This is a genomic window from Polymorphobacter sp. PAMC 29334, from assembly GCF_019431245.1.
Taxonomy (GTDB): domain Bacteria; phylum Pseudomonadota; class Alphaproteobacteria; order Sphingomonadales; family Sphingomonadaceae; genus Polymorphobacter_B; species Polymorphobacter_B megasporae.
In genome coordinates this window covers 2510398-2536474 of record NZ_CP080243.1, presented here as the reverse complement: position 1 = coordinate 2536474, position 26077 = coordinate 2510398, and the positions used below count along the sequence as shown (strand labels likewise).

At 67.2% G+C, this 26077-nt stretch carries 20 protein-coding genes and 1 pseudogene; 10 read left to right on the top strand and 11 right to left on the bottom strand.

Annotated elements, in window-relative coordinates; all coding sequences use genetic code 11:
- Nucleotides 1-7: 7 nt before the first annotated feature.
- The 4 genes and pseudogenes from KZX46_RS15725 (at nt 8) to hflX (ending at nt 3539) form a co-directional block, all read left to right on the top strand.
- Nucleotides 8-1411 (top strand): sigma-54 dependent transcriptional regulator, encoded by a 1404-nt coding sequence (locus KZX46_RS15725; protein WP_216707733.1) that lies wholly within the window; start codon nt 8-10, stop codon nt 1409-1411.
- Nucleotides 1389-1703 carry a hypothetical protein gene (locus KZX46_RS15720; RefSeq protein ID WP_219774761.1) on the top strand — a complete coding sequence of 105 codons (315 nt, stop codon included), beginning with the start codon at nt 1389-1391 and terminating at the stop codon, nt 1701-1703. The genes KZX46_RS15725 and KZX46_RS15720 overlap by 23 nt, the downstream gene beginning before the upstream one ends.
- Nucleotides 1704-1870: 167 nt before the next feature.
- Nucleotides 1871-2110 (top strand): annotated as a pseudogene (hfq, locus tag KZX46_RS15715) (RNA chaperone Hfq); the annotation flags it as partial.
- A gap of 154 nt (nt 2111-2264) precedes the next feature.
- The gene (gene hflX / locus KZX46_RS15710; RefSeq protein ID WP_219777051.1) at nt 2265-3539 is read left to right on the top strand and encodes a GTPase HflX; all 1275 of its coding nucleotides are present in this window, start codon (nt 2265-2267) and stop codon (nt 3537-3539) included.
- Between the two features lie 12 nt (nt 3540-3551).
- On the opposite strand, the gene mazG is transcribed toward hflX, so the two are convergent.
- The gene (gene mazG / locus KZX46_RS15705) at nt 3552-4334 is read right to left on the bottom strand and encodes a nucleoside triphosphate pyrophosphohydrolase (RefSeq protein ID WP_219774760.1); all 783 of its coding nucleotides are present in this window, start codon (nt 4332-4334) and stop codon (nt 3552-3554) included.
- A gap of 44 nt (nt 4335-4378) precedes the next feature.
- Here mazG and KZX46_RS15700 point away from each other — a divergent pair, with 44 nt between their 5' ends.
- The 6 genes from KZX46_RS15700 (at nt 4379) to KZX46_RS15675 (ending at nt 11918) form a co-directional block, all read left to right on the top strand.
- Complete coding sequence (locus KZX46_RS15700) at nt 4379-5260, top strand: alpha/beta hydrolase (RefSeq protein WP_219774759.1); 882 nt, start codon at nt 4379-4381, stop codon at nt 5258-5260.
- An 80-nt stretch (nt 5261-5340) separates the two neighbouring features.
- On the top strand, nt 5341-7590 hold the full coding sequence (locus tag KZX46_RS15695) for a TonB-dependent receptor (RefSeq protein ID WP_219774758.1): 2250 nt from the start codon (nt 5341-5343) through the stop codon (nt 7588-7590).
- Entirely contained in the window at nt 7587-8750 is a 1164-nt protein-coding gene (locus KZX46_RS15690; protein WP_219774757.1) for a hypothetical protein, read from the top strand. Before KZX46_RS15695 ends, KZX46_RS15690 begins: the two co-directional genes overlap by 4 nt.
- 25 nt (nt 8751-8775) lie before the next feature.
- Complete coding sequence (locus tag KZX46_RS15685; RefSeq protein WP_219774756.1) at nt 8776-9438, top strand: TetR/AcrR family transcriptional regulator; 663 nt, start codon at nt 8776-8778, stop codon at nt 9436-9438.
- 60 nt (nt 9439-9498) lie between these two features.
- Complete coding sequence (locus KZX46_RS15680; RefSeq protein WP_219774755.1) at nt 9499-10782, top strand: D-arabinono-1,4-lactone oxidase; 1284 nt, start codon at nt 9499-9501, stop codon at nt 10780-10782.
- Nucleotides 10779-11918: a DSD1 family PLP-dependent enzyme gene (locus KZX46_RS15675; protein WP_219774754.1), complete on the top strand. Its 1140-nt coding sequence runs from the start codon at nt 10779-10781 to the stop codon at nt 11916-11918. Before KZX46_RS15680 ends, KZX46_RS15675 begins: the two co-directional genes overlap by 4 nt.
- Before the next feature lie 92 nt (nt 11919-12010).
- Here the strand turns inward: KZX46_RS15675 and KZX46_RS15670 are convergent, their stop codons facing one another.
- The 10 genes from KZX46_RS15670 to KZX46_RS15625 form a co-directional block, all read right to left on the bottom strand.
- Complete coding sequence (locus tag KZX46_RS15670) at nt 12011-12775, bottom strand: MBL fold metallo-hydrolase (RefSeq protein WP_219774753.1); 765 nt, start codon at nt 12773-12775, stop codon at nt 12011-12013.
- Nucleotides 12772-13554, bottom strand: a complete 783-nt coding sequence (locus tag KZX46_RS15665) for a TatD family hydrolase (protein ID WP_219774752.1) — start codon at nt 13552-13554, stop codon at nt 12772-12774. Before KZX46_RS15665 ends, KZX46_RS15670 begins: the two co-directional genes overlap by 4 nt.
- The gene (gene metG, locus KZX46_RS15660; RefSeq protein ID WP_219774751.1) at nt 13554-15098 is read right to left on the bottom strand and encodes a methionine--tRNA ligase; all 1545 of its coding nucleotides are present in this window, start codon (nt 15096-15098) and stop codon (nt 13554-13556) included. The genes KZX46_RS15665 and metG overlap by 1 nt, the downstream gene beginning before the upstream one ends.
- Nucleotides 15085-16110 carry an AAA family ATPase gene (locus KZX46_RS15655; RefSeq protein WP_219774750.1) on the bottom strand — a complete coding sequence of 342 codons (1026 nt, stop codon included), beginning with the start codon at nt 16108-16110 and terminating at the stop codon, nt 15085-15087. The genes metG and KZX46_RS15655 overlap by 14 nt, the downstream gene beginning before the upstream one ends.
- Nucleotides 16107-16727 carry a dTMP kinase gene (tmk, locus tag KZX46_RS15650; protein ID WP_219774749.1) on the bottom strand — a complete coding sequence of 207 codons (621 nt, stop codon included), beginning with the start codon at nt 16725-16727 and terminating at the stop codon, nt 16107-16109. The genes KZX46_RS15655 and tmk overlap by 4 nt, the downstream gene beginning before the upstream one ends.
- Nucleotides 16724-17887 (bottom strand): D-alanyl-D-alanine carboxypeptidase family protein, encoded by a 1164-nt coding sequence (locus tag KZX46_RS15645; RefSeq protein WP_370647460.1) that lies wholly within the window; start codon nt 17885-17887, stop codon nt 16724-16726. The genes tmk and KZX46_RS15645 overlap by 4 nt, the downstream gene beginning before the upstream one ends.
- 24 nt (nt 17888-17911) lie before the next feature.
- Entirely contained in the window at nt 17912-18736 is an 825-nt protein-coding gene (locus KZX46_RS15640; protein ID WP_219774748.1) for a septal ring lytic transglycosylase RlpA family protein, read from the bottom strand.
- The gene (locus KZX46_RS15635) at nt 18723-19784 is read right to left on the bottom strand and encodes a lytic transglycosylase domain-containing protein (protein ID WP_226895997.1); all 1062 of its coding nucleotides are present in this window, start codon (nt 19782-19784) and stop codon (nt 18723-18725) included. Before KZX46_RS15635 ends, KZX46_RS15640 begins: the two co-directional genes overlap by 14 nt.
- A 174-nt stretch (nt 19785-19958) precedes the next feature.
- On the bottom strand, nt 19959-24092 hold the full coding sequence (locus KZX46_RS15630) for a translocation/assembly module TamB domain-containing protein (RefSeq protein WP_219774747.1): 4134 nt from the start codon (nt 24090-24092) through the stop codon (nt 19959-19961).
- A complete protein-coding gene (locus tag KZX46_RS15625; RefSeq protein ID WP_219774746.1) occupies nt 24092-26029 on the bottom strand; it encodes an autotransporter assembly complex family protein in 1938 nt (645 codons plus the stop codon). The genes KZX46_RS15630 and KZX46_RS15625 overlap by 1 nt, the downstream gene beginning before the upstream one ends.
- Between the last annotated feature and the right edge of the window lie 48 nt (nt 26030-26077).

The window sequence follows — 26077 nt, the reverse complement described above, 5'->3', positions numbered from 1 at the left end:
GAGACGCATGGCGCTCGAAATTCTCGTCGTCGACGACGAAGCCGACATCCGCGAACTCGTCGCCGCGATCCTCGCCGACGAGGGCTATGCAACGCGCACCGCGAAGGACAGCGACACGACGCTCGCCGCGCTCGCCGAGCGACGCCCGTCGCTGCTGATCCTCGACATCTGGCTGCAGGGGTCGCGGATGGACGGCCTCGAGCTCCTCGAGGAGGTCAAGCGCCGCGACCCGACGCTGCCGGTCATTGTCATTTCGGGTCACGGCAACATCGAGACCGCGGTGACCGCGATCAAGCGCGGCGCATACGATTTCATCGAAAAGCCGTTCCAGGCCGACCAGCTCCTTCTTGTCGTTCAGCGCGCTACCGAGACCGAGCGCTTGAAGCGCGAAAACGAAGAGCTCCGCGAGCGCGCCGGCTTCGATACCGAGCTAACCGGATCGTCGACGGTCATCAACGGCGTCCGGGCGACGATCAAGCGCGTCGCCGCGACCGGCAGCCGCGTCCTCATCACTGGCGCGGCCGGGTCGGGCAAGGAGATCGCGGCGCGGCTGCTCCACCAGTGGAGCCCCCGATCGGGATCGCCGTTCGTCGTCGTCAGCGCCGCACGGATGGACCCCGAGCGCGTCGAGGAGGAGCTGTTCGGGCGTGAGGACAGCGGTCACCTCGCGCGGACCGGGCTGTTCGAGCAGGCGCACGGCGGCACCCTGTTCCTCGACGAGGTCGCCGACATGCCGCTGCCGACGCAGGCAAAGATCCTCCGCGTCCTGACCGAGCAGACCTTCCAGCGGATCGGCGGCTCGCGCTGGGTCCGCGTCGACGTCCGCGTCATCAGCGCGACGTCGCGCGACCTGCCCGCCGAGATCGAGGCGGGGCGCTTCCGCGAAGACCTGTACTACCGCCTTAATGTCGTCCCCGTTCGGCTGCCCGCACTGAGCGAACGCCGCGAGGATGTCGCCGAACTCGTCGCCTATTTCCTGGCGCGCTATTCGGCCGAGCGGCGTGTCTCGACGCCGATCCTGTCGGACGACGCGGTCGCCGCGCTGCAGACGTACGATTGGCCGGGGAATGTCCGCCAGCTCCGCAACGTCGTCGAGCGGACGCTGATCCTCGCGCCGCCCGAGCGCGTCGGGCGGATCGACGTCGACATGCTCCCCGCCGAGATCACCACCGAGCCCGCCAAGCTGCTGCCCAATCAGGCGGTCAAATCGATCATGGGGACACCGCTCCGGGAAGCGCGCGAGGCGTTCGAGCGCGAATATCTCCGCGCCCAGATCCGGCGCTTCTCGGGCAATATCTCGCGGACCGCAGCGTTCATCGGCATGGAACGCTCGGCTTTGCACCGCAAGCTGAAGGCGCTCGGATTGAGCGAGGGAACGCGCGACGAGGATGCGGAGGAAGTGGCGGTCTAACGGTTGCCGCACCACCTACGAGAGCGGCGAGTGTCGCGAGTTCGGCTGGACGAAACACCACTTTGACTGGTTGCCGCAAGACGGCGAACGCGAACAGAAAACGCTTTATCGGCCCAAGCAGACCGTAGGGTTCTTGGGCATCTTCGATGATCGAGCGCCGCGGCTTACGCTGATCCAGCGTCCCGACGGCCATCTGCTGGCTGAGCTAGATTTGTGCAACGCCCGGGGCGATATCTGCCGGGCCGCTTATCAGGATTGGGTGCCGATCGATGCTGCGGCGATGGTCGACTAGTCGCGCTAGCCGAGCAGCGCGGGTGATCAACTTAATTGGCGGCTTGAGCCGAACCCTTCGCCGCCCTACATTCATGTCTTCCGGCGGTTCGCCGCCGGGGAGCGGTGGCCGCGATCAACGCGGTCATCGTGCAAACCGCAGTTTGCCAAGAACAAGAAGGACGAAAAATGGCCGAGAAGCCGAGCAGCCTCCAGGACGTATTCCTCAACACGGTCCGCAAGACTAAGACGCCCGTGACGATGTTCCTCGTCAACGGCGTCAAGCTCCAGGGCAACATCACGTGGTTCGACAACTTCTCGGTGCTGCTGCGCCGCGATGGCAGTTCGCAACTCGTGTACAAGCACGCGATCTCGACCGTGATGCCCGCCGGCCCGATCCAGTTGTTCGACGCTGAAAAGGTCGACGACGACGGCCTTGATTGATCCTGACGCGGACGATGTCCGCGAGCCATTGGACGAGAGCGCCGCGGCCCCCGAGCGGGTTCGCGGTGAGTCGACCCAGGCGCAGCCCGGCTTCGATGCCCAGCGCGGCATCCGCTTCGGCGCGAACACGCTCGTCGTCATGCCCGAGCGCGACGGTGCCGGCGGCAAGCGCGACGGATCGGCGGCGAAGCGTGACGGCTCCGCCAGTCGCGACGCCGAGTCGCGGCTCGAGGAGGCTGTCGGCCTCGCGGCGGCAATCAATCTCAACGTCGTCGAGCGCGAGATCATCCGCATCCGGAAGGCGACCGCGTCGACGCTGTTCGGCAAGGGTCAGATCGAGCGGCTGACCGCGACGGTCGCCGCGAACGACATCGAGGTCGTCGTGATCGATGGCGCGCTGTCGCCGATCCAGCAACGCAATCTCGAAAAGGCGTTCAGCGCCAAGGTCATCGACCGGACCGGGCTGATCCTCGAAATCTTTGGGGAGCGGGCGACGACGCGCGAAGGCTCGCTTCAGGTCGAGGTCGCGCACCTCGATTACCAGGCGAGCCGTCTCGTTCGCTCATGGACTCACCTCGAGCGCCAGCGCGGCGGCGTCGGCTTTCTCGGGGGTCCCGGCGAGTCACAGATCGAGTCCGATCGGCGGCAGATTCGCGACAAGATCGCCAAGCTCAAGAAGGAACTCGAGGAGGTCAAGCGGACCCGCGCGCTCCACCGCGACCGGCGGCAGAAGGCGCCGTATCCGGTCGTCGCGCTCGTCGGCTACACGAATGCCGGCAAGTCGACGCTGTTCAACCGGCTGACCGGGGCGACGGTCATGGCCGAGAACCTCTTGTTCGCCACGCTTGACCCGACGATGCGCGCGATAGAATTGCCCGGGGTCGACAAGGTCATACTGTCCGATACCGTCGGCTTTATTTCGGCACTGCCGACTCAGCTGGTCGCGGCATTCCGCGCGACGCTCGAAGAGGTGATCGAGGCCGACCTGATCGTCCACGTCCGCGACGTCGCCCACCCCGACAGCGACGCTCAGGCCGCCGATGTCGCCGACGTGCTGCGCGGGCTCGGTGTGATCGACGGCGAGACGCGGGTGCCGATCGTCACAGCGCTCAACAAGCTCGACCTGCTCGATCCCGAGGCGCGCGCTGGCCTGCTCGCCAACCTGCCCGAAGACGCGATGGCGATCTCGGCGGTGACGGGGGAGGGGGTCGACGCGCTGCGGACGCTCGTCGCCGAGATGCTCCAGAGGTCGGCGCGGACGGTCGACTTCGTCCTTGGCGCGCACGAGGGCCGCCGCGCCGCATGGCTCTACGCGCACGGCGACGTCATCGAACGGATCGACAGCGACGATGGCGGGGTGACGCTAAAGGTTCGGCTGGCCCCAGAGATGGCGGCGCGCTTCGCCACCGTCTGACGCAATCTGGCGTCAGGCCCGTTCGGCGGCCTTGGCTTGGTCCCAGAGCGCGTCCTTGGCAGCGAGATCGAGGCCGGCAAACGACGCGCCGGCACTCGCCTCCATCGCCTTGAAGCGCCGTTCGAACTTGGCATTCGCCCCGCGCAGTGCGGCCTCGGGGTCGATTCCGCGGTGGCGCAGGACGTTGACCACGGCGAACAGCAGGTCGCCACCCTCGTCGAGGCGTTCGGCATCGGTCGTCGCCGCCTCGAACTCGCCGAGTTCCTCGACGACTTTGGCGCGAGGGCCGCTCGCGTCGGGCCAGTCGAAGCCGGTGCGGGCGGCGCGACGCTGGAGCTTGTCGGCACGCATCAGCGCGGGCAGGGCGCTCGCCACGCCCGAGAGAGCGCCATCGCGCGGGCGCTCGGCTGCCTTGATCGTTTCCCAGTCGGCGAGTTGCGCGGTTGCGTCGGCGGCGGGCGTGGCATCGCCGAAGACGTGGGGATGCCGCCGCTCCATCTTCGCGGCGATCCCGGCGACGACGTCGGCGAGCGCGAAATGCCCTACCTCCTCGGCCATCCGCGAGTGAAACACGACCTGGAACAGCAGGTCGCCGAGTTCGTCGCGAAGGCCGGACATGTCGCCGGTGTCGATCGCGTCGGCGACCTCATACGCTTCCTCGATCGTGTACGGCGCGATCGTCGCGAAGGTCTGCGCGCGGTCCCACGGGCACCCGCCGGGCTCACGCAGCCGCGCCATGATCGCGGCGAGGCGTTCGAGCTGAAGGCCGGCGGGGCCGGGTCCGGTGGTCGTCATGTGTTCGGCCTAGACAGGGCGGGGCGGTCGGGCAAGATGGCGACATGACGATCTCTCGCCGCACGCTCATCATCGCCGCCAGTGCCGGGGCCGCCGTCGCGCTTGCCGGCTGCAACAACCTCGCGACGCTCAACCGATTGAACGCACTGACCCCGGGCGATGGCGGGATCGTCAAGCGGATCGACGGCGCGGCGTATGGCAGCGACCAGCGCCAGCGGCTCGACGTCTACGCCCCCGCCGATGCCACCGCGCCGCTGCCGGTGGTGATCTTCTTTTACGGCGGCGGGTGGAACTCGGGGTATCGCGGCGGCTATGCGTTTGCCGCGCGGGCGATCGCGGCGCGTGGCTTTGTCGTCGTCGTTCCCGACTACCGTCTCGTGCCGCAAGTGCGCTTCCCGGCATTTATCGACGACGGCGCGGCGGCGGTGCGATGGACGGTCGATCACATCGCGGCGTCGGGCGGCGACCCGAAGCGGATCGCAGTCGCTGGGCATTCGGCGGGCGCGCATATCGCGATGATGCTCGCGCTCGACGGGCGCTATATCGCCGCCGCCGGAGCATCCGGGGCGATCAAGGCCGTGGTCGGTCTGGCGGGGCCATACGACTTCCTGCCGTTCGACCAGCCGTCGGCGATCGCGGCGTTCGGCAAGGCACCCGACCCGAGGGCAACCCAACCGATCAGCTTCGTCCGCGCCGATGCCCCGCCCGCGCTGCTTTTGACCGGAGACGCCGACGACGTCGTTCGTCCGCGCAACAGCCGAGCGCTGGCGGCAGCGCTCCGCCTCAAGGGCGCGAAGGTCGAGGAGAAAGAATATCCCGGCGTCGGCCATGTCGGGCTGCTGCTTGCGCTGTCGAAGCCGTTTCGCGGCAAGGCCGACGTCCTCGACACGATGACGTCATTCCTGCGCCGAACCCTGCCGCGCTAGGTGCCGCCAAGCCCCGCAAATGCCGCTTGCGGAAACGGTAGTCACGGCTACTGTAACGCGATCGTCATGCGGGGTGTTCGATGCGTCAGCTTCCGGTCTGCTTTCTAGCCAGCGTCTCGGTCGCAAGTGCGGCGATAGCGCAGCAAGCTCCACCCGCTGCCGCCCCGGCCGTTGCAGCCGGTGTCGAGGATATTGTCGTCACTGCGCAAAAGCGATCGGAAAACCTGCAGGAAGTTCCGATTGCGATCACGGCAATCACCGCCGAAGCGCTGAAGAACAAGCGCGTCGAGAACCTCCTTGGCCTGTCGGGGCTTGCCCCCGGGCTCCAGATCAAGACCGACGACAACGCCGCCAACCCGCGCATCTTCATTCGCGGCGTCGGGGTCAACGATTTCAATCCGTCGACCAACAGCGCGGTCGGCATCTATGTAGACGGCGTCTATATCGCCTCGCCGCTGGCGCAGCTCGCCTCGTTCTACGATCTCCAGCAGGTGGAGGTCCTGCGCGGGCCGCAGGGCACGCTGTACGGCCGCAACACCACTGGCGGCGCGATTAACGTCACGACGAAGGCCCCGTCGGACAGCCTCGCCGCCGATGCGTCGCTCGACTATGGCCGCTTTAACGCGGTCAATCTCGAGGGCGGGGTCGGTGGCCCGATTGCAGGCGACAAGCTCACCGCGCGCGTTTCAGGCCTGTATGCGCGCGACGACGGCTATACCCTCGACCGGACGAGCGGGCGATACGGCAACAACACCAACCGCTGGGCGATCCGCGGCGCGTTGCGCTGGCGTCCGACCGACAATCTGACCGACGACCTCAAGGTTAGCGCCAACCAATCGCACGGCGGCTCAATCCTCGCGTATAACCGATCGATATTGCCGCAAACGCCCGCCGCGACGGGTGCCGATGGGCTTTGCGCGCCGGCGTTCTACACGTCGGGCCAGTGCACCAACGTCCTTGGCTATGCCAACACCAGCAAGAACCTTTACGCCGGCGACTACCAGTTCCTCGGCAGGGATGTCGTCCGGCTGTTCGCGGCGACGAACACGCTGACGTACGACTTCGGGCCCGTGTCGCTGGTGTCGGTGACCGGCTATCAGCATGCGGCACGGAACGACCAGGAGGAGACCGACGCCAATCCTCTGCCGATCTTCACCGCGAGCTACATCGCGCGGCAGAACACGACGAGCCAGGAGGTCCGGCTCCAGTCGAACGGCAAGACCCCGCTGCGCTACGTTCTCGGCGGCTATTTCTCGTACGACGACCTCGACAACCGCTCGCAATACGACATCCTCCGGGCGCTGCGCGATCCGACGCCGGAGAACCCAGGCGGGGCCGACGTGGCGAACAGCATCGGTCTGTTCGGCTGGCCGCTGCACCAGAAGACAACAAGCTATGCGGTGTTCGGTCAGGTCGATTACGACGTGACGTCGCGGCTGACGCTGACCGGCGGACTGCGCTTCGCCAGCGACCACAAGTCGTTCCATTATGTCAGCGAGGCGGAGAACGGCACGATCCCGATCTTCACCTTCGACGAGAGCAGGACATTCAAGTCGCTGTCGGGCCGGGTCGGCATCCAGTATAAGGCGACCGACGACATCAATTTGTATGCCAGCTATAATCGCGGATCAAAGAGCGGTGGTTTCTTCAGCGGCCAGACGACCGATCCCGCCGACATCGGGCCGTATCGCGACGAGAAGGTCAACGCGTATGAAATCGGGGCCAAGACCCAGTTCTTCGACAATCGGCTGCGTGCGAACTTCTCGGCATTCTATTACGATTACAAGGACCTGCAGGTCTATACAACGGTCCAGCGCGGGCTGTTGACGGTCCAGCTGTTCACCAATGCGTCGGCGGCGCGGATCTACGGCGGCGAGGCCGAATTCGAGGCGACTCCGTTCACCGGGCTCGACCTGTCGCTCGGCGTCTCGCTACTCCACGCCGAATACGTCAACTTCGTCTCGGCGGGGACAAGCTACTCGGGCAATACCTTGCCGTCGGCACCCAAGGCGAGCATCAGCGGCACCGCACACTATGAACACGACCTGCCGGTCGGCAGCTTCGTCGGGCAGCTTGATTTTACCTACCGCTCGAAGGTCTTCTTCGACACCGCCAACACCGAGCGGCTGAGCGACCCGCGGCGTATTTTCGTCAACGGCCAGGTCGGCTGGCGACTGGGCGAGAGCCGCTACGAGCTCGGCGTGTTCGGGCGCAATATCTTCAATACGACCAATATCGTCGACATCACGCCGGTCCCCAGCCTCGGTTTCGATATCTTCAGCGTCGGCCAGCCGCGGTCCTACGGCCTGTATCTCCGCTTCAAATATTGACCGCCGCGGGAGCCTGGATCGGCTCGCCGCCGCCGGTCGGTCAGCAGGTTGCGGCGTATGTCGTCGGCATCGTCGGCGTGCTGTTCGCCGGCGTCGGACCGCTGCTGCTCGGCGGACTCGAGGCGACGCACCGGCTCAGCGCGACGCAGCTTGGCGAGGCGGGGACGGTCGAGCTGCTGGCGATGGGTATCGGCGCTGGCCTTGCAGGGGCCGTGTTCGGCTCCCGTCACCTGCGGGTCATCGCGGTCGTCTGCGGCCTGCTGCTTGCAGCGCTCAACGTCGCCACGACCAGAGTTTCCGGCGATATGCTGACGCTCGTGCGCGGTCTCGCCGGGCTGCCGAGCGGCATCATGATCTGGCTGGTAACCGGGCTAATCGTGCGCTCGCCGCGCCCTGAACGCGGTGCCGGACTCTATCTGACAGTCCAGACGCTTGCGCAGCTCGTCATGGTCGCGGCGATCACCGCATTCGTTATCGGTCCGTTCGGCGTCAACGGCGGCTTTCTCGCGCTGGCCGCGGTCGGTCTGGTGTCGGCGATTGTCGGGGTAGCCGTGCCGCCGTCCTACGCCCCGCTGCCAGCGACCGACAATCCGCGCGGACTGCCCGGAGCGCGCGGCTGGGTCGCCCTCGCGGCGACTTTCTGCTTCCAGGCGTTCATCCTGGCGGCGTGGATTTATGTCGAGCCGCTATCGCGTCAGTCGGGGCACGCTGCGGGCACGGCCGGGTTGGCGATTTCGCTGTCGCTCGGCGCGCAGGTCGCGGGCGGAACGCTGGCGACGATCGCGGCGGGGCGGATCGCGTGGCTGTGGGCGCTGGTCGGGTCGCTGATCGGCATGATCGTGTTGCTTGGCGTCTTTGCGACACTACCGTCGACCGTCGTGTTCCTCGCCGCGTCGGCGGCGTTTGGCTTTCTATGGATTTTCTCCGCCCCTTATCTCACGCCGATGGCGATCGAGGCCGACCCGACGCGCCGCGCCGCGATCCTCGGGCCTGGTGCATCGTTGCTCGGGTGCGGGGCAGGGCCGTTCCTTGCCTCGCTCGTCGTCACCGATAGCGATGTGCGCGGCAGCCTCTATCTTGCGGCGGGTATCGCTGTGATCTGCGCAGTTATCGTCGCAGCACTGCATTTGACCCGCCCGCGCGTCGACGCGATCGGCTAGAAGTCGCCAAACACTGGAGTTGGCGATGCCATCAAACACGGCCGCGATCGCGGTACAAAAGCCTGCGGAGATCCCTCTAGCGACCAAGCTTCAGCCGACACAGGCGCGGTCGCTCGATACTTATGAGGTTGTTCTTGCCACTGCTGGCGAGATGCTGCGCGAGGTCGGTTTCGAGCAGTTGACGACCAACTCGATCTGCGGACGCGCCGGGCTGACGCCGCCGGCGCTCTACCGCTACTTCCCGAACAAATACGCTATCCTCAAGGTCCTCGGCGATCGGCTGATGGACGAGCAGGATCGCGCGGTGCTCGACTGGCTCGATCGCGGCGGTCTCGACGGCACGAGCGACGAGCGACTGGGCAAGAGCGTCGAGCTCCAGCGCGAGGTCGTCGCGATCACCCGCCGCTTCCCCGGCGGCGCGGCGATTGGGCGGGCGTTGCGCGCGGTGCCGATGCTCCAGCGTCTGCGCTTTGCGTCGCGCGACATGATCGCCGACCGCTTCCTCGACGCGGTTCGTGCGCGCTACCCGAACACCCCTGAGGCACGGCTGCGCGTCGCGATGCGGATGATGATCGAATTGAGCTATGCTGCGGGCGAGATGGTTGTCGAGGAACCGGACCGCGATGCCGAGTTGCTCAATGTCGAAGTCTGCCGCCTCTTCGCGATTTATTTCGATACCTTTGACTAAGCGGCAGCTTGCAAGAACGGTAGTTACAGCTATCGTAATCGCGGATACGAGGAGTTGGCAGTGAGCCAGTGGCAAAACTGGTCGGGAAGTGTCGTTGCCGAGCCGGCGCGCGTTGCCCGTCCCAAATCGGCAGACGAACTCGCGAGTCTCGTCGTCCAGGCGAGCAAGGTCCGTGTCGTCGGTGCAGGACACTCGTTCATGCCATTGTGCGCGACCGAGGGCACACTGATCAGCCTCGCTGGCTACGACGGCAGTATCGAGGTCGCGCCCGACCGCCGCACGGTCTGGGCGCCGGCGGGGTGGGGGCTCGACCGGCTTACCGCGGCGCTGTGGGCGGAAGGCCTGTCGCTGATCAATCAGGGCGACATCAACCCGCAGTCGCTTGCCGGTGCGACCGCCACCGGCACTCACGGGACGGGTGCCGATCTCGGCAGCATCGCGACGCAGGCGTGCGGTTTTCGTCTCATGCAGGCCAACGGCGAGATCGTCGAATGCGGCCCGGACCAGCACTCCGAATTATACGAGGCGCAGCGCCTCTCGCTCGGCCTGTTCGGCGTCGCGGTGGCGATCCGCATACATGTCGTCCCGGCGTACCACCTTGAGGAGCGCGTCGAACGGCGGCCGCTGGCCGAGATCGCCGAGCGCATCGATGAACTCGGCGCGGCTACCCGGCACATGGAGTTCTTCGTCTTTCCCTATTCCGACCACGTCATCTTCAAGACGCTCCACCCGGTCGAGCCTGAGGGCGACTACCAGGACGGCAAGGACATCGACGAGACGATCTTCCGGCTGGTCTGCGACCTGGGCGCTGCCGCGAACCGCATGATCCCGACGCTCCAGCGGCTGATGATGCGCGCGTCGGCCAAATCCACGCGGCGCGTCGGCCCGGCGTATAAGATATTCCCCTCCGAACGCACGATCCGCTTCGAGGAGATGGAATACGAACTGCCGCGCGCGAACGGCATCGGCGTGCTCAAGGAGGCGATCGCGCATATCCGGCGCCAGCGCATGCCGATCGCGTTTCCCTTCGAATTCCGCCTGACCGCCGCCGACGATATCTGGATGAGCCCGTTCAACAACGGTCCGTGCGCGTCGATCTCGTTCCACCAATACGCCAAGATGCCGTGGACCGCGGCGTTCGCCGAGATGGAGACGATCCTCCAACGCGGCGGCGGGCGGCCGCATTGGGCGAAGCGGCACACGCTGATCACCGCCGACGTCCACCGCCTGTACCCGCGGACGCCCGACTATCTCCGCGTCCGCGCCGAAGCCGATCCGCAAGCGAAGTTCGCCAACGATCACCTATCCGCGCTGTTCGGCATCTCCGAGGGAGCCACCGCATGACCGACGAAGAGCTGCACGGCCATTTGATCGACCGCCAGGGTTCGCGACGCGATTTCAACACGCCGGTGCTCGTCGTCGACCTCGATGCGCTCGACCGAAATATCGCGCGGATGGCCGAATTTGCCGCCGCCAACGGCCTCCAGCTTCGCCCCCACGCCAAGACCCACAAAAGTCCCGAAATCGCCCGCCGCCAGGTTGCAGCAGGGGCGATCGGCGCGTGCTGCGCCAAGCTCGGTGAAGCCGAAGTGCTCGCCGATGGCGGAATTCACGGTCTCCACATCACATCGCCGGTGGTGTCGCCGCCGGCGATCGCGCGGCTCGTTGCACTCAATGCACGCGTCGATGGGCTGATGTGCGTCGTCGACAATGTCGACAACGTCCACGCCCTCGGTCGTGCGGCAACGGGCGGCAAACCGCTGAGCGTGATCATCGACATTGACCCGGGCATCCGCCGCACCGGCGTCGGCTCACCCGCTGCGGCCGTCGAGCTGCTTGAGGCCATCCGCGACGAGCCGGGGCTGAGCTATGCCGGGGTCCAATGCTATTGCGGGATGCAACAGCACATCGAGGGCTATGCCGACCGCGCGACATCGATGACCGATCGCGCGAATTTCGTCCGCGAGGTGATTGCGGCACTGACGGGGGCAGGCGGCTCCCCAAACATCGTCACCGGCGGCGGCACCGGAACCCACCGCATCGACGCGACGCTCGACCTGTTCACCGAACTTCAGGTCGGATCGTACGTCTTTATGGATAGTCAGTATCTTGCGTGCGACCTGACCGGAGACGAGGGCGGCTCGCCGTTCGAGACCGCTCTGATGATCGATACTCGGGTCGTCAGCAACAATGCGACCGGCATGGCGACCGTCGACGGCGGCTTCAAGGCATTCTCGACCGACGCCGACCCGCCGCTGGTCATCGCCGGAGCGCCCGATGGATCGAAGTATTTCTTCATGGGCGACGAGCACGGCGCGCTGATCGTCCCCGAAGGCAAGGTGCCGGGGCTTGCCGAGATCGTCACGTTCGCCGCACCGCACTGCGACCCGACGGTCAATCTGTACGACACTTATCACGTCGTGCAGGGCGATACGCTGCGGGCGTTGTGGCCGGTGGCGGCACGCGGTCGGTCGCGCTAGGCGAGGAGGGCCGGCCGATGCGACCGGCCCGAACATCGGCAACTCCACGAACAAAAGTATCCGATAATATGTATTATGTTAAATCGCGTGTATCAGATGGTGATCGTCTGTCCGTCAAAACCCGGCTCAATTCCATCCGGTAGCGATCGAGCCAAGGCCGCATAGTCCATCGAATTATCCATGTGCGTCAGGATCGTGTGCCGTGGTTTGGCCTTGGCGATCCAGCCAAGCGTCTGGTCGAGGTGGCTGTGTGTGGGATGCGGCTTCTGGCGGAGCGCGTCGACGACCCATAGATCAAGGCCTTGGACGAACGCTTCAGATTCCGGCGGCAGCACTTTAACATCGGTCGAGTACGCGATCGCCTTGCCGGCAGTCTCGATGCGAAATCCGAGGCTGTCGATATTCCCGTGGTTTTGATTGAACGACCGGATATTTATGCCGCCAACGGTGAGTATCGGCGGCATGGGACTGGCGGTCGCGCTCGCCGGATAAAACGCCGTCCCGGCAAAAACGTAGCTGAAGCGTGGGATCAAGACGTCCCATGTCACCGGGCTGGCATAACACGCGACTGGTTCTTTCATCAGATGAAAGAACTGCCGCAGGTCGTCGATGCCGTGGGTGTGGTCGGCGTGGTCGTGGGTGTAAAGGACCGCATCGATCCGCTGCACGTTCGCCGACAGCATCTGCTCGCGAAAGTCGGGTCCGGTATCGATGACGATGGTCGCGCCATCGTGCTCGACGAGCAGCGACACGCGTCGCCGCCGGTTTTTCGGCTCGGCCGGATCGCAGTCGCCCCAGTCGTTGCCGATGCGCGGAACGCCGCTCGATGTCCCGGAACCGAGGATCGTGACCTTCATGCCGGGCGCGTTGCCTTCGCGAACAGGCGGAAGAAATTGTCGCTGGTTTGCGTGGCGAGTTTGGTGACATCGATGCCGCGGAGCCCCGCGAGGACAGTCGCAGTGTGGGCGACATACGCCGGTTCGCAGACCTTGCCGCGCATTGGCACCGGGGCGAGAAATGGCGAGTCGGTCTCGATGAGGATACGATCTCCGGGCAACGTGGCAGCAACCGCCTGCAAGTCGCGAGCATTTTTGAAGGTCAGGATCCCTGACAGTGAGATGTAGAAACCGAGCGCAAGTGCCTGTTCGGCAAAGGCTGCACTGGCGGTGAAGCAATGGATGACGCCAGGAAAAAACCCCGCCGCCATTTCCTCGGCGAGGATCGCGGCGGTGTCATCCTCGGCGTCACGGGTATGGACGATCAGCGGCAAACCGGTCGCCCGCGATGCGCCGATGTGCGACCGAAAACTCGTCCGCTGCTGGTCGCGGTCGCTGTGGTCGTAGAAATAGTCGAGCCCGGTCTCGCCGATGCCGATGACCTTGGGATGTGTCGCGGCGTCGATCAGCCTGGTGGCGTCGACTTCGGGGTGCGCGTCGGCCTCGTGCGGGTGGATACCGATCGTCGCCCAGATGTCGGGATGCGCGTCGGCGAGTGCGACGACCTCGTCCCACTCCCCTGCCCGCGTCGAGATGCCGAGCATCGTCCCGACCCCGGCGGCGCGCGCGCGTTCGATCACCCCGTCCTGATCCTCGCGCAACCCTTTGTAATTGAGGTGGCAGTGCGAATCGACGAACATCAGGCCGGCTCCACCCAGCGCGGAAAGACGCCGGTAGGGGTTGGCAGCGGTGTTCCGGCCGGTACGCGAACGTCGAGGTCGGCGAAGCGGCGCGCTTCGGCAGCGACTCCGAGCTGGTCGAGCAGGCGGGCAGCGGCATCTGGTATGATCGGCTGGACAAGGATAGCGATCCGCCGCGTCGCATCGGCGACAGCCGCAAGCACCGCCGCCATACGAGCGGGGTCGCTCGTCTTGAGCGCCCAAGGCGCGGCATCGGCGAAATAGACGTTGGCTGCCGTCACCATCGTCATGATCGCCTCGAGCGCACGATGGAGCTTGAGCGCGTGCATCTCGGCCATGAAGACAGCGGCATATTCCTCGAACGTTGCTGCGAGCGCATCTTCGGCGGCTCCGCCAACACCTTGATCGGGCAAGCGGCCGTCGCAGTTCTTGGCGATCATCGACAGCGATCGCTGGGCGAGATTACCGATGCCGTTGGCGAGGTCGGCGTTGGTACGCTCGACGATCGCAATGTGGCTGTAGCTGCCGTCGTCGCCGAACGCGACGTCACGGAGCAGGAACCAGCGCAGCCGGTCGACCCCAAGCGTCTCGGCGAGCGCGAGCGGATCGACAACATTGCCGAGCGACTTCGACATCTTCTCGCCGCGGTCGAGGATGAAGCCGTGGCCGAACACCGTTGTCGGTAGTGCGAGGCCCGCCGACATCAGGAACGCTGGCCAATAGACCGCGTGGAAGCGGACGACATCCTTGCCGATGACGTGAAGGTCGGCGGGCCATGTCGCGTCGTATCCGGCAGCGGGATACCCTGCCCCGGTCAGGTAATTAGTCAGCGCATCGACCCAGACGTACATGACGTGGCCGGGCGCATCGGGCACCGGCACGCCCCAGTCGAAGCTCGTTCGCGAGATCGACAGGTCGCGCAGTCCGCCGGCAACAAAACTGCGCATCTCGTTGAACCGGCTCGGCGGTTGAATGAATTCAGCGTGGGCATCGTACCAGTCGAGCAGCTTGTGCCGATACGCCGACAGCCTGAAGAACCAGCTCTCCTCGATCGTCCATTCGACCGCGGTGCCCTGCGGCGACAGGCGCGTCGGGCTGCCGTCGGCGCCGGTCGCGTCGATCAGTTCGCTCTCGTCGTAATACGCCTCGTCGCGGACCGAGTACCAGCCTTCGTAGCGGTCGAGGTAGAGGTCACCGGCGTCGCGCATCGCCCGCCACAAGGCCTGGCTGGCGGCGGCATGGTCGGTGTCGGTGGTACGAATGAAGCGGTCGTGGCTGATGCCGAACACCGTCGACATCGTCTGGAATGCCTGGACCATGTCGTCGACATACGCCTTCGGCGCGATCCCGGCGGCGCGAGCGGCCTGCGCGATCTTGAGGCCGTGCTCGTCGGTGCCGGTGAGGAATGTGACGTCGCGCCCCGCCAGCCGGTGAAAGCGCGCGATCGCGTCGGTCGCGATCGCCTCATAAGCGTGGCCGATATGCGGCTTGCCGTTGGGATAGGCGATCGCCGTCGTGATGTAATATTTGTCAGGCGATTTCATGAGCATCCAACGGATTGCGCGACGGCGTGGCAAGTCCGGCGACGAGTTCGGCGAGTTCGAAGGCGACGCTCTGCGGATCGAGGCTGAGCCCGAGCGCCGACGCCGCGAGCGTGTTCGCTTTCTCCCACAGCGCCAGTGCCCGTGCAAGCCGCGCACCGGTCCTATCCCGCGACGCGCTGGCGATGTACGCGGGAACCAGCCCGAGGAAGGCTTCGTAGCGCGGGGTCGCGGCCTTGGTGCTCAGGCTGCGCGCGACCGCCAGCGCCTTCCCCGCCGCCATCGCCGCCGGGGCCGAGGCGAGCGCGTCGAGATCGGCGACCAGCCCGGCGATGTTCGCGCTGGCGAGTTGCATCGCCCGTCCCGGACTCCCTTCGGCAGCAGCGACAAGCGCGGCGCGTTCGCCTTCGGGCAGGTCGGGCAACAGCCGGCCGATCACCGCCTCGACCTCGGGATCGGCGAGCGGCTGGAAGCGCAGCACCCGGCAGCGCGAGCGGATCGTCGGCAACAGGCGGCTCGGTGAATGGCTGATCGCGAGAAACAAGGTATTCGGCGGCGGCTCCTCGAGGTTTTTGAGGAAGGCGTTGGCGGCGTTGCGGTTGAGGTCGTCGGCGGCATCGACGACGATCACCCGCCAGTCCGACAGCGCGGGCTTGGTCCGGAAGATCGACGCGAGCGGTTCGCCGATCGTCGAGTCCGACTTGACGAACTGGTCGACCGAAATGCCGGGGCGCATCTTGCCGGTCTTGGGGTTCTCGAGGATCTCGACAAGGCGGTAGTCGAGGTGGCTCCCCGCCGCGAGCAGCCGTGCGGTGGGGTGGTCGTAGTCGAGTTCGAAGCTGTCGTCGGCAGTCCCGCCGCTCGCGGCGCGCGCCAACACCCATGCGGCGGCGGCGCGGGCGAAGCTCGCCTTGCCCACTCCGCGCGGTCCGGCGAGCAGCCACGCATGGTGCATCCGCCCAGCGGCGAAGGCATCGCGGAGCGCCTGCCCCTGCTCGGTGTGTCCGGCGATCACGCGAGCAGCGGCTCGACTTCGGCCCAGATCGCGGTGGCAACGGATGCAGGGTCGCGGGTCGCGTCGATCAGCCGGACACGCGCGGGGTCATCGACAACCGAGGCGCGGAAGGCCTTGGCGACGCGGTCGTGGAACCCGCCTCCGGTGAGTTCGAAGCGGTCGAGGCGGCCGCGCCCGATGGCGCGCGTCTCGCCGAGGTCGACCGGCAGGTCGAGCACCAGCGTCAGGTCGGGCCACAGGTTGCCCGTCGCCAGCCGGTGCTGGTCTATCAGCGCTTCACGCAGGACACCCTTCCCCGCCCCCTGATACGCCAGCGTCGAATCGACATAGCGGTCGCACACGACCCATGCCCCACGGTCCAGCGCCGGCCGGATGAGGCGGGCGACATGGTCGGCGCGGGCGGCATTGACCAACAGCAGTTCGGTCAGCGCGCTCCAGCGGTCGGGGTCGCCCTCGACGATCAGCGCGCGGATCGCCTCCGCTCCCGGGGTCCCGCCGGGCTCGCGCGTCGCCACGACCTCCAGCCCCTCGGCACGAAGCGCGGTGACGAGGAGCGCCGCCTGGGTCGACTTGCCCGCCCCCTCCCCGCCTTCGAGCGTGATGAATCTGCCCGTCATTTCCCCATGACGAGGTGGCGGAACGCGCTGCCGACGCGCCCGAACGGACCGGCGACGGCAACGGCTTCGGTCGCGACGAGCGGCAGGCGCGCGGTCGGCAGGCCGGGCGTGGTGACGACGAGCTCGGCAATCTTCTGGCCCTTGGCGATCGGTGCCTTGATCGGGCCGTCATAGACAAGCGTCACCTTGCGCTCGGCACCGTAGCCGCGCGGGACTGTGATCTTGAGGTCGGTCGCCCCGGTCAGGCCGACGTCGTTCGCCGCGCCCATCCACACCTCGGCGCGCCCGACTTCCTGCCCCGCCTCGACCAGCGGCAGCTGGGTCCATGCGCGGAAACCCCATTCCATGAACGCGACCGACTGGGAGATGCGCTCGTTGAACGACTTGAGCCCGGCGAGGACGAGGACCAGCCGCCGTCCGTCCTGCTCGGCTGATCCGGTGAAGCCATAGCCGGCTTCCTCGGTGTGCCCGGTCTTCAAGCCATCGGCTCCGGCGACGCGCCCGAGCAGCGGGTTGCGGTTGGCCTGGGTGATGTCGTCGCCCTTGCCGAGCGTCTTGCCCCAGGTGAACGACGGGGTGCCGTAGAACTTCTTGTAGAGCGCCGGGAAGTCCTTGATCGTCCGCTCGGCGATGATCGCGAGGTCGCGCGGCGTGACCATCTCGTTCGGGTCGGGCCAGCCGTTGGTGTTGGCGAAGTGCGAGCCCTTGAGCCCCATCTTCGCTGCGGCTCGGTTCATCAGCGCGACATACTGGTCCTCGGTTCCGCCGAGCCCCTCGCCGAGCGTCACGCAGGCGTCGTTGCCCGATAGCGTGATGATGCCGTGGAGAAGGTTCTCGACGCTGACCTGCTCGTTGACCGACAGGAACATCGTCGACCCCTGCGAGTGCCACTTGGTCCACGTCTCGGGGCGGACGGTGACCTTCTGGTCGAGCTTTGCCTCGCCGCGGGTGATCATGTCGAACGCGACATAGACGGTCATCATCTTGCCCATCGACGCCGGCGGCATCGGCGTGTCGGCGCCCTTGTCGAGCAGGACCATGCCATTCGACAGGTCCTTCATGTACGCATACGGCGCAGGGGTGTCGAAAGCGGGCATCACCGGGACGGCGGCGGTGCTGGCGGTCGCCGACATCAGCAGGACGAGGATCAGGGGACGCATAAGGGCGAAATACTCCGGTGGCGATCAGGCGCCGGGGACGGCGACGATGGTGCGGGCGTCGGTGTAGCCCGCCGCCTGCACCTGCGCCAGTATCGGCGTGGCGGCATCGCGCGTCGCGAACGGGCCGAGGCGGACGCGCCACAGCCCCGACGGCGAGCGGGCGATGATGGTCGGCGCGTATTGCTGGAGATAGCCGATCAGCCATTCGGCGCGGCCCTGGTCGGAGACGGCGGCGACCTGGATGAAGACCGTTCCCGGCGTTGCGGCGGGGAGGACGACCGGCACCGGCGGCGGCTCGGCGGTGACCGGCGGTGGTGGTGGCGCGGGCGGGGGTGCTAGCGAGGCGATGACGCTCTGGTCGGGGAAGACCCGGCGGACGCGGACGTGCGCGGTGCCGGGGCGATCGACCCCGAGGAGCTGGGCGCTGCGCCGCGACAGGTCGATAATCCGGCCGTCGACGAAGGGCCCGCGGTCGTTGACCCGGACGACGAGGGTGCGGCCGTTGTCGAGGTTCGATACCTCGACGTAGCACGGCAGCGGCAGCGTCTTGTGCGCCGCCGAGATCGCATCCTGGTCGTAGCGCTCGCCGCTTGCGGTCGATAGCGCATGAAAGCCGGGGCCGTACCATGAGGCGATGCCGGTGACGTCGTAGCTGCGGTCGTCCGATGGCGTGTACCAGTGGCCGAGCACCATGTACGGCTGGCCGATCTTGACGCGGCCATCGGGGGTCGAGGGTGCAGCGCGCGCGGTGGCGGGGCGAGCCGCAACCGGGCGATGCGCGACCTCGGGCCGATGCGTCGCGCAGCCAGCGACCGCGACCGCAAGCAGGGCCGCCCTAGCGCAGCGCATCGCCGAGGAGTCCGACCGACAGGGCGTAGAAGTTGGAGCAATTGTAGGCGAGCAGGACGCGGAAATTGCCGAAGGTCAGGAAAGCGCGGCCCCCGGGACCGTCTGGCTCGACCAGCGTCGCCAGGGTGTCGTCGGCCGACGTGCCGGCAGCGCCCCAGCCGGTCGCGCTGACGAAACCGAGTGCCTTCCATTCCGACACCGGGATCCAGCGGCTGTGCTTTTCATAGACGCGGGTGCACGATGTCGGGGCGACGAGGTTGCGGACTTTGGCGCGGTCGAACCCGGCGGGGACGATGATCGGCAACCCCCACCCCTGCCCGCGCTTCCAGCCGCTGGTGCCGAGGTAGGTCGCGATCGACAGCGCGACGTCGGGGCGCGAGTCCCAGATGTCGACGCGGCCGTCATGGTCGGCGTCACGGGCGTATTTGAGGTAAGATGACGGCAGGAACTGCGGTTGGCCCATCGCGCCCGCCCATGACCCGGTCAGCCGGTCGCGCCCGATCAGCCCTCGCTCGACGATGCTAACCGTCGCTTCGAGCTCCTTGGTGAACAGCGCGCGGCGCCGTCCGTCGAAGGCCAAGGTCGCCAGCGAGCGCGGAACGTCGAAGTTGCCGGTGACCGCGCCGTAGCTCGACTCCATTCCCCAGATGCCGAGGACGATCGCCGCTGGGACGCCGGTGGTCGCTTCGTTGGCCGCGAGATCGGCCGCCATCGCCTCGGCGACCGACCGGCCCCGACCGATGCGGACCGGCTCGACGCGCTTGTCGACATAGTCGGAAAATAGGGCGATCCGGCCGCTGTCGTCGGGCTGGGCGCGATCGAGCTCGACGACGCGGGGCGAGTAGTGGAGGCCGCCAATTACGCTATCGAGCGCGGCCGGGGATACACCCTTGGCGATCTCGGCGGCGCGAAAACCAGCGACCCACGCAGCAAAATCTCCGTCACGATCTGACACCGCCTCGTCGGGAACCGGCTGCGCGACGACCTGCGCCGAGGCCTGCCTGCCGAGGAGGAGACAGCAGATTGCGAGTGGGATGAGGCGCTTCACCCGCGTCTGATGCCACACCCCCTGCCCGCGGCCAACGCGCTTTTGATGGCTGAGTTTACATAGGTAACACCAAACGCATCTCGTTTCGTACGCGTTACGCTGACAAGATTTCCTATAGTTCCGCGCGACGGCGAGGCCATGACATAGGCGGGGCTGTGTAGGACAGAGCCTCGGTCAGTAATCGCGCGAGTATTTCAATCCAACATTCGACGTTCCGAACGAGCTGACTGCCGACAACAGCCGCAGCGTCCGCGTCAGCCCGATCTCCAGCTGCGTCGTGCTATAGCCCTTCGCGTCGGTCGTCACTTCGACGTAAATCCGGTTGCTGATATACTTGCCCGCCGCGACCGACGGACCCGCGCCCGTCGTATTATCGGCCCCGAGCAGCCGCAGCCGGTCGATCCCGGTCGCCTTCCGCAAGGTGCCGAGCGGGTTGAAGCCGCCGCCCGAACTGCCGCGCAGCGTGTTCAATGACGACGCGAGCTGGAGCGCCTGCGTCGGGGTGAGCGCGGCGATCGAGCTGCCGAACAACAGCCGCGACAGCACCTCGTCCTGCGCGAGCGCGGGGGTCGAGGAGAAGGCGATCTCGGGCGCATAAGCGCGGCCGGTGATGTCGATCGTCGCGGTCAGCCCGTCGACCGTCGTCGTCGCCTCGATGTCGAGCGTCGGGTTCGGCGGAACCTCGCCGGCGAAGCGGATGATGCCGCGCGACAGGTCGAATCGCCGACCGCCGAAGGCATAGGTGCCGCGTTCGAGGTTGACCGAGCCGACGATCACCGGGGTGTCGGCGGTGCCGCCGACGGTGAGCGCGGCGCGCCATTCGGCCTCGAGACCCATGCCCTGGACGAAGATCTGGTTCGGCGCGTTGACCTTGATCGCGAGCTTGAACACGTTCGGCGGCCCGGCGGCAGGGTTGACCACGACCGGCGCGGCATTCTTGCGGCGGACGCCGTCGAGCTCGACCACCTCGGCGGCGGCGGGGCGGAGGATGTTGTAGCGGGTTCGGTCGAGGACGAGATCGCCTGCAATTAAAGCGCCCTTGGCCTTGTCGTTGGTCACCGCGAGCGTGCCCGAGACCGTCGCCTCGATCGCCTTGCTGCGGGCGAGGCGCGCCTTCGCCAGCTTGACGCGAATGTCGATCGGGAAGCCCTTGTCGGCGGCGAGGTCGGCATAGCCCGATGCGCTGACGGTGCCGCCGTCCCCGGCACGCCCGGTCAGACTGACGATGTCGAGGCGGGTGTCGTTAAACCGGCTGTCGAGGTCGATCTGGTCGACGACGGTGCCGTATGCGCTGTTTTCATAGCGTAATCCCTTGCCGCGGAGCAGCCCGCGAACCTGCGGCGCACCGATGTGGCCTGAGAAGTCGGCGCCGATCGCCAGCGGGCCACTCAACTGCTGGCCGGAGATGCCACCGAGCGCCCAGAGAAGTTCGGCCGGGCCGTTATAGCGGACGCCGCCGGTGAGCGGAGCCGCCATCAGTCGGTCGGACCAGCCCGCGCCGGTCGCTGGTATCGACGCCAATCTTGCTTCTGCGCGCCCGAGCACAAGGCCCGCACGACGCAGCACCGCATGCGCTTCGCCCCCGCTCGCCGAGAGTGCACCGAGCACGGCGATATCGACCGGGGTCGACAGACTGGCGATCCCGGCACGGTTGAACCCGGCGATCGTCAAATTGACGTTCGCGGTCGGCACGCCACCACCCGCGGGCAGCGTCGCGGTAATCGTGCCCGACGCCTTGCCGCCGAGGCCGAGACCGGGCTTGAACGCCTCCGATAGCCCCAGGTCGACCGCGTCGAGCCGGGCATCGAGCGCGGTCGTCGCGCCGCTGCTGCCCGCAACAATGATCCGTCCATTCGGCAGGACGATCGTCGCCGGGAGCAGCCGGTAGCCGTCGCGGGTGCGGGCGATTGCGGCGGGCGCGGCGAGGCGGACCGCCACGCCGCTGATCGTGCCGTGGCCGTCGACCTTGATCGCCGACGGCGTCAGCGCGGCGTTGGCGGCGATGGTGAACGGCACACCGCTGGTGCCGTCGGCGGCGAGGTCGATGTGCCCGCTGCCGCCGCGATAATCGCCGCTCGCCTTGGCATGCGCGATCGCCAGCGATCCTTGGCGGATGCCGGTGAAGCTGCCCGACCCGTTGACCTGCGGCGCATTGGGATAAAGCATCGCGGTCGCGGTCGCATCTCCCGCCGCGATCAACAGCGGCTCAGGGAGGGGAATCCGCGCATTCGCGGCATGGAGGGTAACGTCGGCGCGCTGGATCTTGCCCGCCGCCGCAAGCCGGATCGATCCTGTCAGCCCCGGCCCGGTCAGGTTAAGCGCCCCGGTGTACGGTCCGGCGGGTGTCGCGGCGACCTCGCCCGTCACGATCAGCCCGGCAAGCGAGGCTCGGCGGATATTCGCCACCAGCGGCCCCTTGCCGACGCGCAATCCGGCATCGACCGCGAACGGCCCGTAAGGGCTGCCGCCGCTCGCGGTGATCGCATAGCCGCCGGGTGCCGGCTTGAGCGTCGCGACGACGTCGCTGAGCTGGACCCCGACATTGGGCCGTTTGGCGCGAAGCGTGACCTGCGGCTTGGCGACGGTGCCGCTCGCGTCGAGGCTGAACGGGCCGTATTGCGCCTGCGATCCGGCGGCAGTGAAAGCGATCCGTCCGTCGCTGCGATAGGTGCCGCGCCCGTCCGTAATGCGGAACTTCGGCGCGGTCACACGCAACGAACCGACGCTGATCAGGCCGTTGGGCGCTCGTTCGATCACCGCCGTCGCCACCGCGTTGCCGCCGAGGAAGTCGCGCGCAGACGGGTTGTCGATCCGCACCGTCGTCGCGCGGACATTGCCCTTGAGCGCGACCTGCCCCTTCCCCGCCGGGACGAGTCGGGCGTCGGTGACGAGGTCGACGATCCCGACTCCGGCGACGACGTAGCGGTTGATCCGGCCCTTGAGCGCGGCGGTGTAGTCACCGGTCGCGAGCGTCAGCGCGGCGACGACGGTCGCGTCGATCTGGTCCGACCGCAGACGCAGGTTGTCCGATGCGACCTGCGTCGCGGTCACCGAGATATCGCCGTCGATGCGGACATTGCGCAGCAGACCGCCGACCGCGGAGTCGACCCCGGTGACCCGGCTTGCCGTCAAATGCAGCGGCAGGCGGATCTGCTTGGCATCGACGGTGGCGACGCCCTTGGCGCTGAGCTTCTCGACCCCGTTCGCGCCGAAGCCGAGCGCGGCGGCGGTGACGGTATAGTCGATCGTCGGCGTCGCGAACGGCCCGTCGAGCGCGAGCGCGGCGCGGACGTCGCGGCCGGTAACGCTCGCCATTGCTGCGCTTGGCTTGAGCAGCCGCGCATCGACCTTCACCCCGTCGTAGCGCCCGGCCCCGAGGTCGAGCTTGCCGCGTGCGGTCAGGTCGATCGCGGGCGACGACAGATGGACGTCGGTGTCGAGGATGCGGTTGGCCGCGACCGCGCTCGCCGTGATCGCCACCGACGGGTCGGTCAGCTTGGCGACTGACGGTACGACAAGGCCAGGGCGAGCAGTGCCGGTCGCGGTGAACTTCCCGGCGTTCGCGGTCAGCGCGAGGTCGACCAGCGGGCCACCGCCGAGGCTCGCGCTCGCCTTGCCCTGCCACGCGGTCCACGTTCCATTCCCGCCGACATCGGCAGTGATCGGCTTGCCGAGCTTGGCAAACCCGTCGATGACTCCGCCAGCGGGGGCGACGAGATGCGCGTCGACCATGAAGCGATCGGCGTCAGGGACCGCGTCGAGCTTGACCGTCAGCCGGTCGCCGCCGGTCACCGCGGTGACATCGGCATTCACCTTCGCCCGGCCGCTGGCGATATCGGTGTCTCCGGTCAGCGCGATGACCTCGCGCTTGCCGGTGACTGGGGCCTCGAGGACAAGCTGGCGGACGGTGAAGCGCCCGATCGCGATGTCGATGTCGGGAAGCAGCGGGCCAGGCTGCGGGATGAGTTCGGGGCGGCGGAGGACGGTGACGAGATCGGCGTCGATCAGGTCGGCGGCGACCTTCTTGTGGACCAGCGACCCCGGATGCCAGTCGATCGTCACCGCCGGGATGGTTGCGACGACGCCCTTGAGGTCGCTGACGACGACGCCGCGCAACGTCATGCGCCCATAGATCGAACCGTCGATCTCGCCGACGGTGTAGCGCAGCCCGTTCGCCGGCTTGAGCCCGGCGATCAGCCGCGTCGCGAGACCATGCCCCGGACCGGTGTCGATCGCGACGACCGCCGCAACGAGCAGCGCGATCAGCACCAGCAGGCCGAGGAAGATGCGGGCGACGATCCGCCCCATCAGAACGCTTGCCCGATCGAGATGTAGACCGACACCGGCGATTCGCCGGGCTTGCGTCCGAGCGGCGTCGCGACGTCGAAACGCAGCGGGCCGAAGTTGGTGTAATAGCGCCCGCCGATGCCCGCGCCGTAGCGGAGCCCCGTCAACTTGGGCAGCGAAGCATCGTACACCTGCCCGCCATCGAGAAACGGCACGACGCCGAAATTGCCGAAGCGGTAGCGGACCTCGGTGCCGAACTCGACCGAGCTGCGCCCGCCGATCGGGGCATTCGTCGCGTCCTTGGGGCCAAGCTCCTGATAGCCGAAGCCGCGGACCGAACCGCCGCCGCCGGCATATATACGCCGCGTCGGCGCGATCTCGGCGGTCGACGCGCCGACGATCTCGGCGGTGCGGAGGCGCGCGGCGAGGACGATGTTCTTGCCGACGCGGCGATACGCGGTGCCCTCGATCTGGCTGCGGTCGTAGCCGAACACCGTGCTTTGATAGCTAAGCTCGGGGCTGTTGCGGATGGTGACGCGGAAACCGCGGGTCGGGTCGAGCAGATTGTCACTGCTGTCGAAACCGAGCTGCAATGGCACCGCGACGATACCGTACAGCCGCGCATCCGACGTCGAGCGCGACTGGTCGAAGTCATGCTCGCGCGACGCGGTAAGTTCGAGCCCCGCCGACCACGTCCAGCGCTTCTGCCAGATCGGCGTGCTCAGCCGCGCGAGCGACGCGGCGAGCGTCACGGTCTTGGCGTTATACGCCGCGAAATCCTGGTTGGCCGCGGTCAGCGATGCCTGGAAGCTTCGGTCACGCTGCCCGGCGTTCGAGCGGCGAAAGCTCGCGCCGAGCGACTGCAGCTGGTTACCAGCGATGACGTCGTATTCGAGCGCACCTTCGGGCGGGAAGCGGTTGCGGTTGATATACGATCCCTGGAGCTTGACGCCCTCGCCGGTGGCATAGCCCGCGCTGCCGCTCAGCGTCCGCCGCGGCCCGCGCCCGCCCTTGACGAGCAGGTCGACCGGCGCGGTGCCATCGCTATCGACTGCGCTATCGGCGGGCGGCACCGGCTCGATCGACACCGACGAATACAGACTTGTCGCCACTAGCGCGCGGCGGAGGTCGTCGACCTTGCGGTTGTCATACAGCTCGCCCGGCTTGAAGCGGGCAATAACGGCGACGTGCGCAGGGGGTAGGACCGGGTCGCCTTCGAGCCGAATGCCGGCAAAGCGCGATCGCACGCCCGGCGCGACCGGCAACGTATAGTCACCGCCGTGGGTGACGTCGTCGAGGACGATGTCGCGCTGGCCGAGCGTAACGAACGGGTAGCCCTGCTCGGGCAGCCGCAACTTGACGTTCGCTTCGGCGCTTTCGATGTCGACGGCGGCAATTGGCGCCCCGGGTTGGAGCTTGAACGCCGACCGCGCGAGGAGCGGCGGTACGGTCGCCGGACCGGTCAGCGTGATCGTCGTCAACCGGTAGCGCTCGCCCGGGGTCGCTGTCAGCACGACCTTGAGCCGCGTCGCGTCGCCCGGCACCGGGGTAATCGCCGAATCGGCCTGTGCGTCGAAATAACCGTCGGCGCGGAGCAGCTTTTCGAGCAGCTTGACGTCTTCGTCGGTGCGGATCGCGACCTGCGCCATGCTTTCGCTCTTGCGGCCGTTCTCGCGCAGCGTCGACAGCGCGTCGAACTGGTCCCCGACCCCGGTTGCAGCGATGCCGGCGACGCTGACATCGTACCGGATCACGACCGGCTTGCCGTTGCTTGCCGTCGGGGGAGCAACAGGCTCGACGGTGAAATCGGCGAGCGGCGTCAGCGGGCGCAACAGTTCGGGGTCGGTCGCGGGCGCCGCCGCAGCCTGCATTTCGACCGGCGCTGCTGCCGTTTGTGCTTGTCCCGGCACCGCGATCAGCGCCGCCGCCAGCAGCGTAAGATCGCCCGGTCGAATCATCCGGCGTCCAATGCCCCGGCGGCGGACGGGTTGCAACCGCCGGAGGAT

What these genes read in the sequence shown, in the direction of transcription:
- KZX46_RS15725 (WP_216707733.1), top strand. Translation starts at nt 8, where the DNA reads ATGGCGCTCGAAATTCTCGTCGTCGACGACGAAGCCGACATCCGCGAA.
- KZX46_RS15720 (WP_219774761.1), top strand. Translation starts at nt 1,389, where the DNA reads ATGCGGAGGAAGTGGCGGTCTAACGGTTGCCGCACCACCTACGAGAGC.
- hflX (WP_219777051.1), top strand. Translation starts at nt 2,265, where the DNA reads ATGCCCGAGCGCGACGGTGCCGGCGGCAAGCGCGACGGATCGGCGGCG.
- mazG (WP_219774760.1), bottom strand. Translation starts at nt 4,334, where the DNA reads ATGACGACCACCGGACCCGGCCCCGCCGGCCTTCAGCTCGAACGCCTC.
- KZX46_RS15700 (WP_219774759.1), top strand. Translation starts at nt 4,379, where the DNA reads ATGACGATCTCTCGCCGCACGCTCATCATCGCCGCCAGTGCCGGGGCC.
- KZX46_RS15695 (WP_219774758.1), top strand. Translation starts at nt 5,341, where the DNA reads ATGCGTCAGCTTCCGGTCTGCTTTCTAGCCAGCGTCTCGGTCGCAAGT.
- KZX46_RS15685 (WP_219774756.1), top strand. Translation starts at nt 8,776, where the DNA reads ATGCCATCAAACACGGCCGCGATCGCGGTACAAAAGCCTGCGGAGATC.
- KZX46_RS15675 (WP_219774754.1), top strand. Translation starts at nt 10,779, where the DNA reads ATGACCGACGAAGAGCTGCACGGCCATTTGATCGACCGCCAGGGTTCG.
- KZX46_RS15670 (WP_219774753.1), bottom strand. Translation starts at nt 12,775, where the DNA reads ATGAAGGTCACGATCCTCGGTTCCGGGACATCGAGCGGCGTTCCGCGC.
- KZX46_RS15665 (WP_219774752.1), bottom strand. Translation starts at nt 13,554, where the DNA reads ATGTTCGTCGATTCGCACTGCCACCTCAATTACAAAGGGTTGCGCGAG.
- metG (WP_219774751.1), bottom strand. Translation starts at nt 15,098, where the DNA reads ATGAAATCGCCTGACAAATATTACATCACGACGGCGATCGCCTATCCC.
- tmk (WP_219774749.1), bottom strand. Translation starts at nt 16,727, where the DNA reads ATGACGGGCAGATTCATCACGCTCGAAGGCGGGGAGGGGGCGGGCAAG.
- KZX46_RS15645 (WP_370647460.1), bottom strand. Translation starts at nt 17,887, where the DNA reads ATGCGTCCCCTGATCCTCGTCCTGCTGATGTCGGCGACCGCCAGCACC.
- KZX46_RS15640 (WP_219774748.1), bottom strand. Translation starts at nt 18,736, where the DNA reads ATGCGCTGCGCTAGGGCGGCCCTGCTTGCGGTCGCGGTCGCTGGCTGC.
- KZX46_RS15630 (WP_219774747.1), bottom strand. Translation starts at nt 24,092, where the DNA reads ATGGGGCGGATCGTCGCCCGCATCTTCCTCGGCCTGCTGGTGCTGATC.
- KZX46_RS15625 (WP_219774746.1), bottom strand. Translation starts at nt 26,029, where the DNA reads ATGATTCGACCGGGCGATCTTACGCTGCTGGCGGCGGCGCTGATCGCG.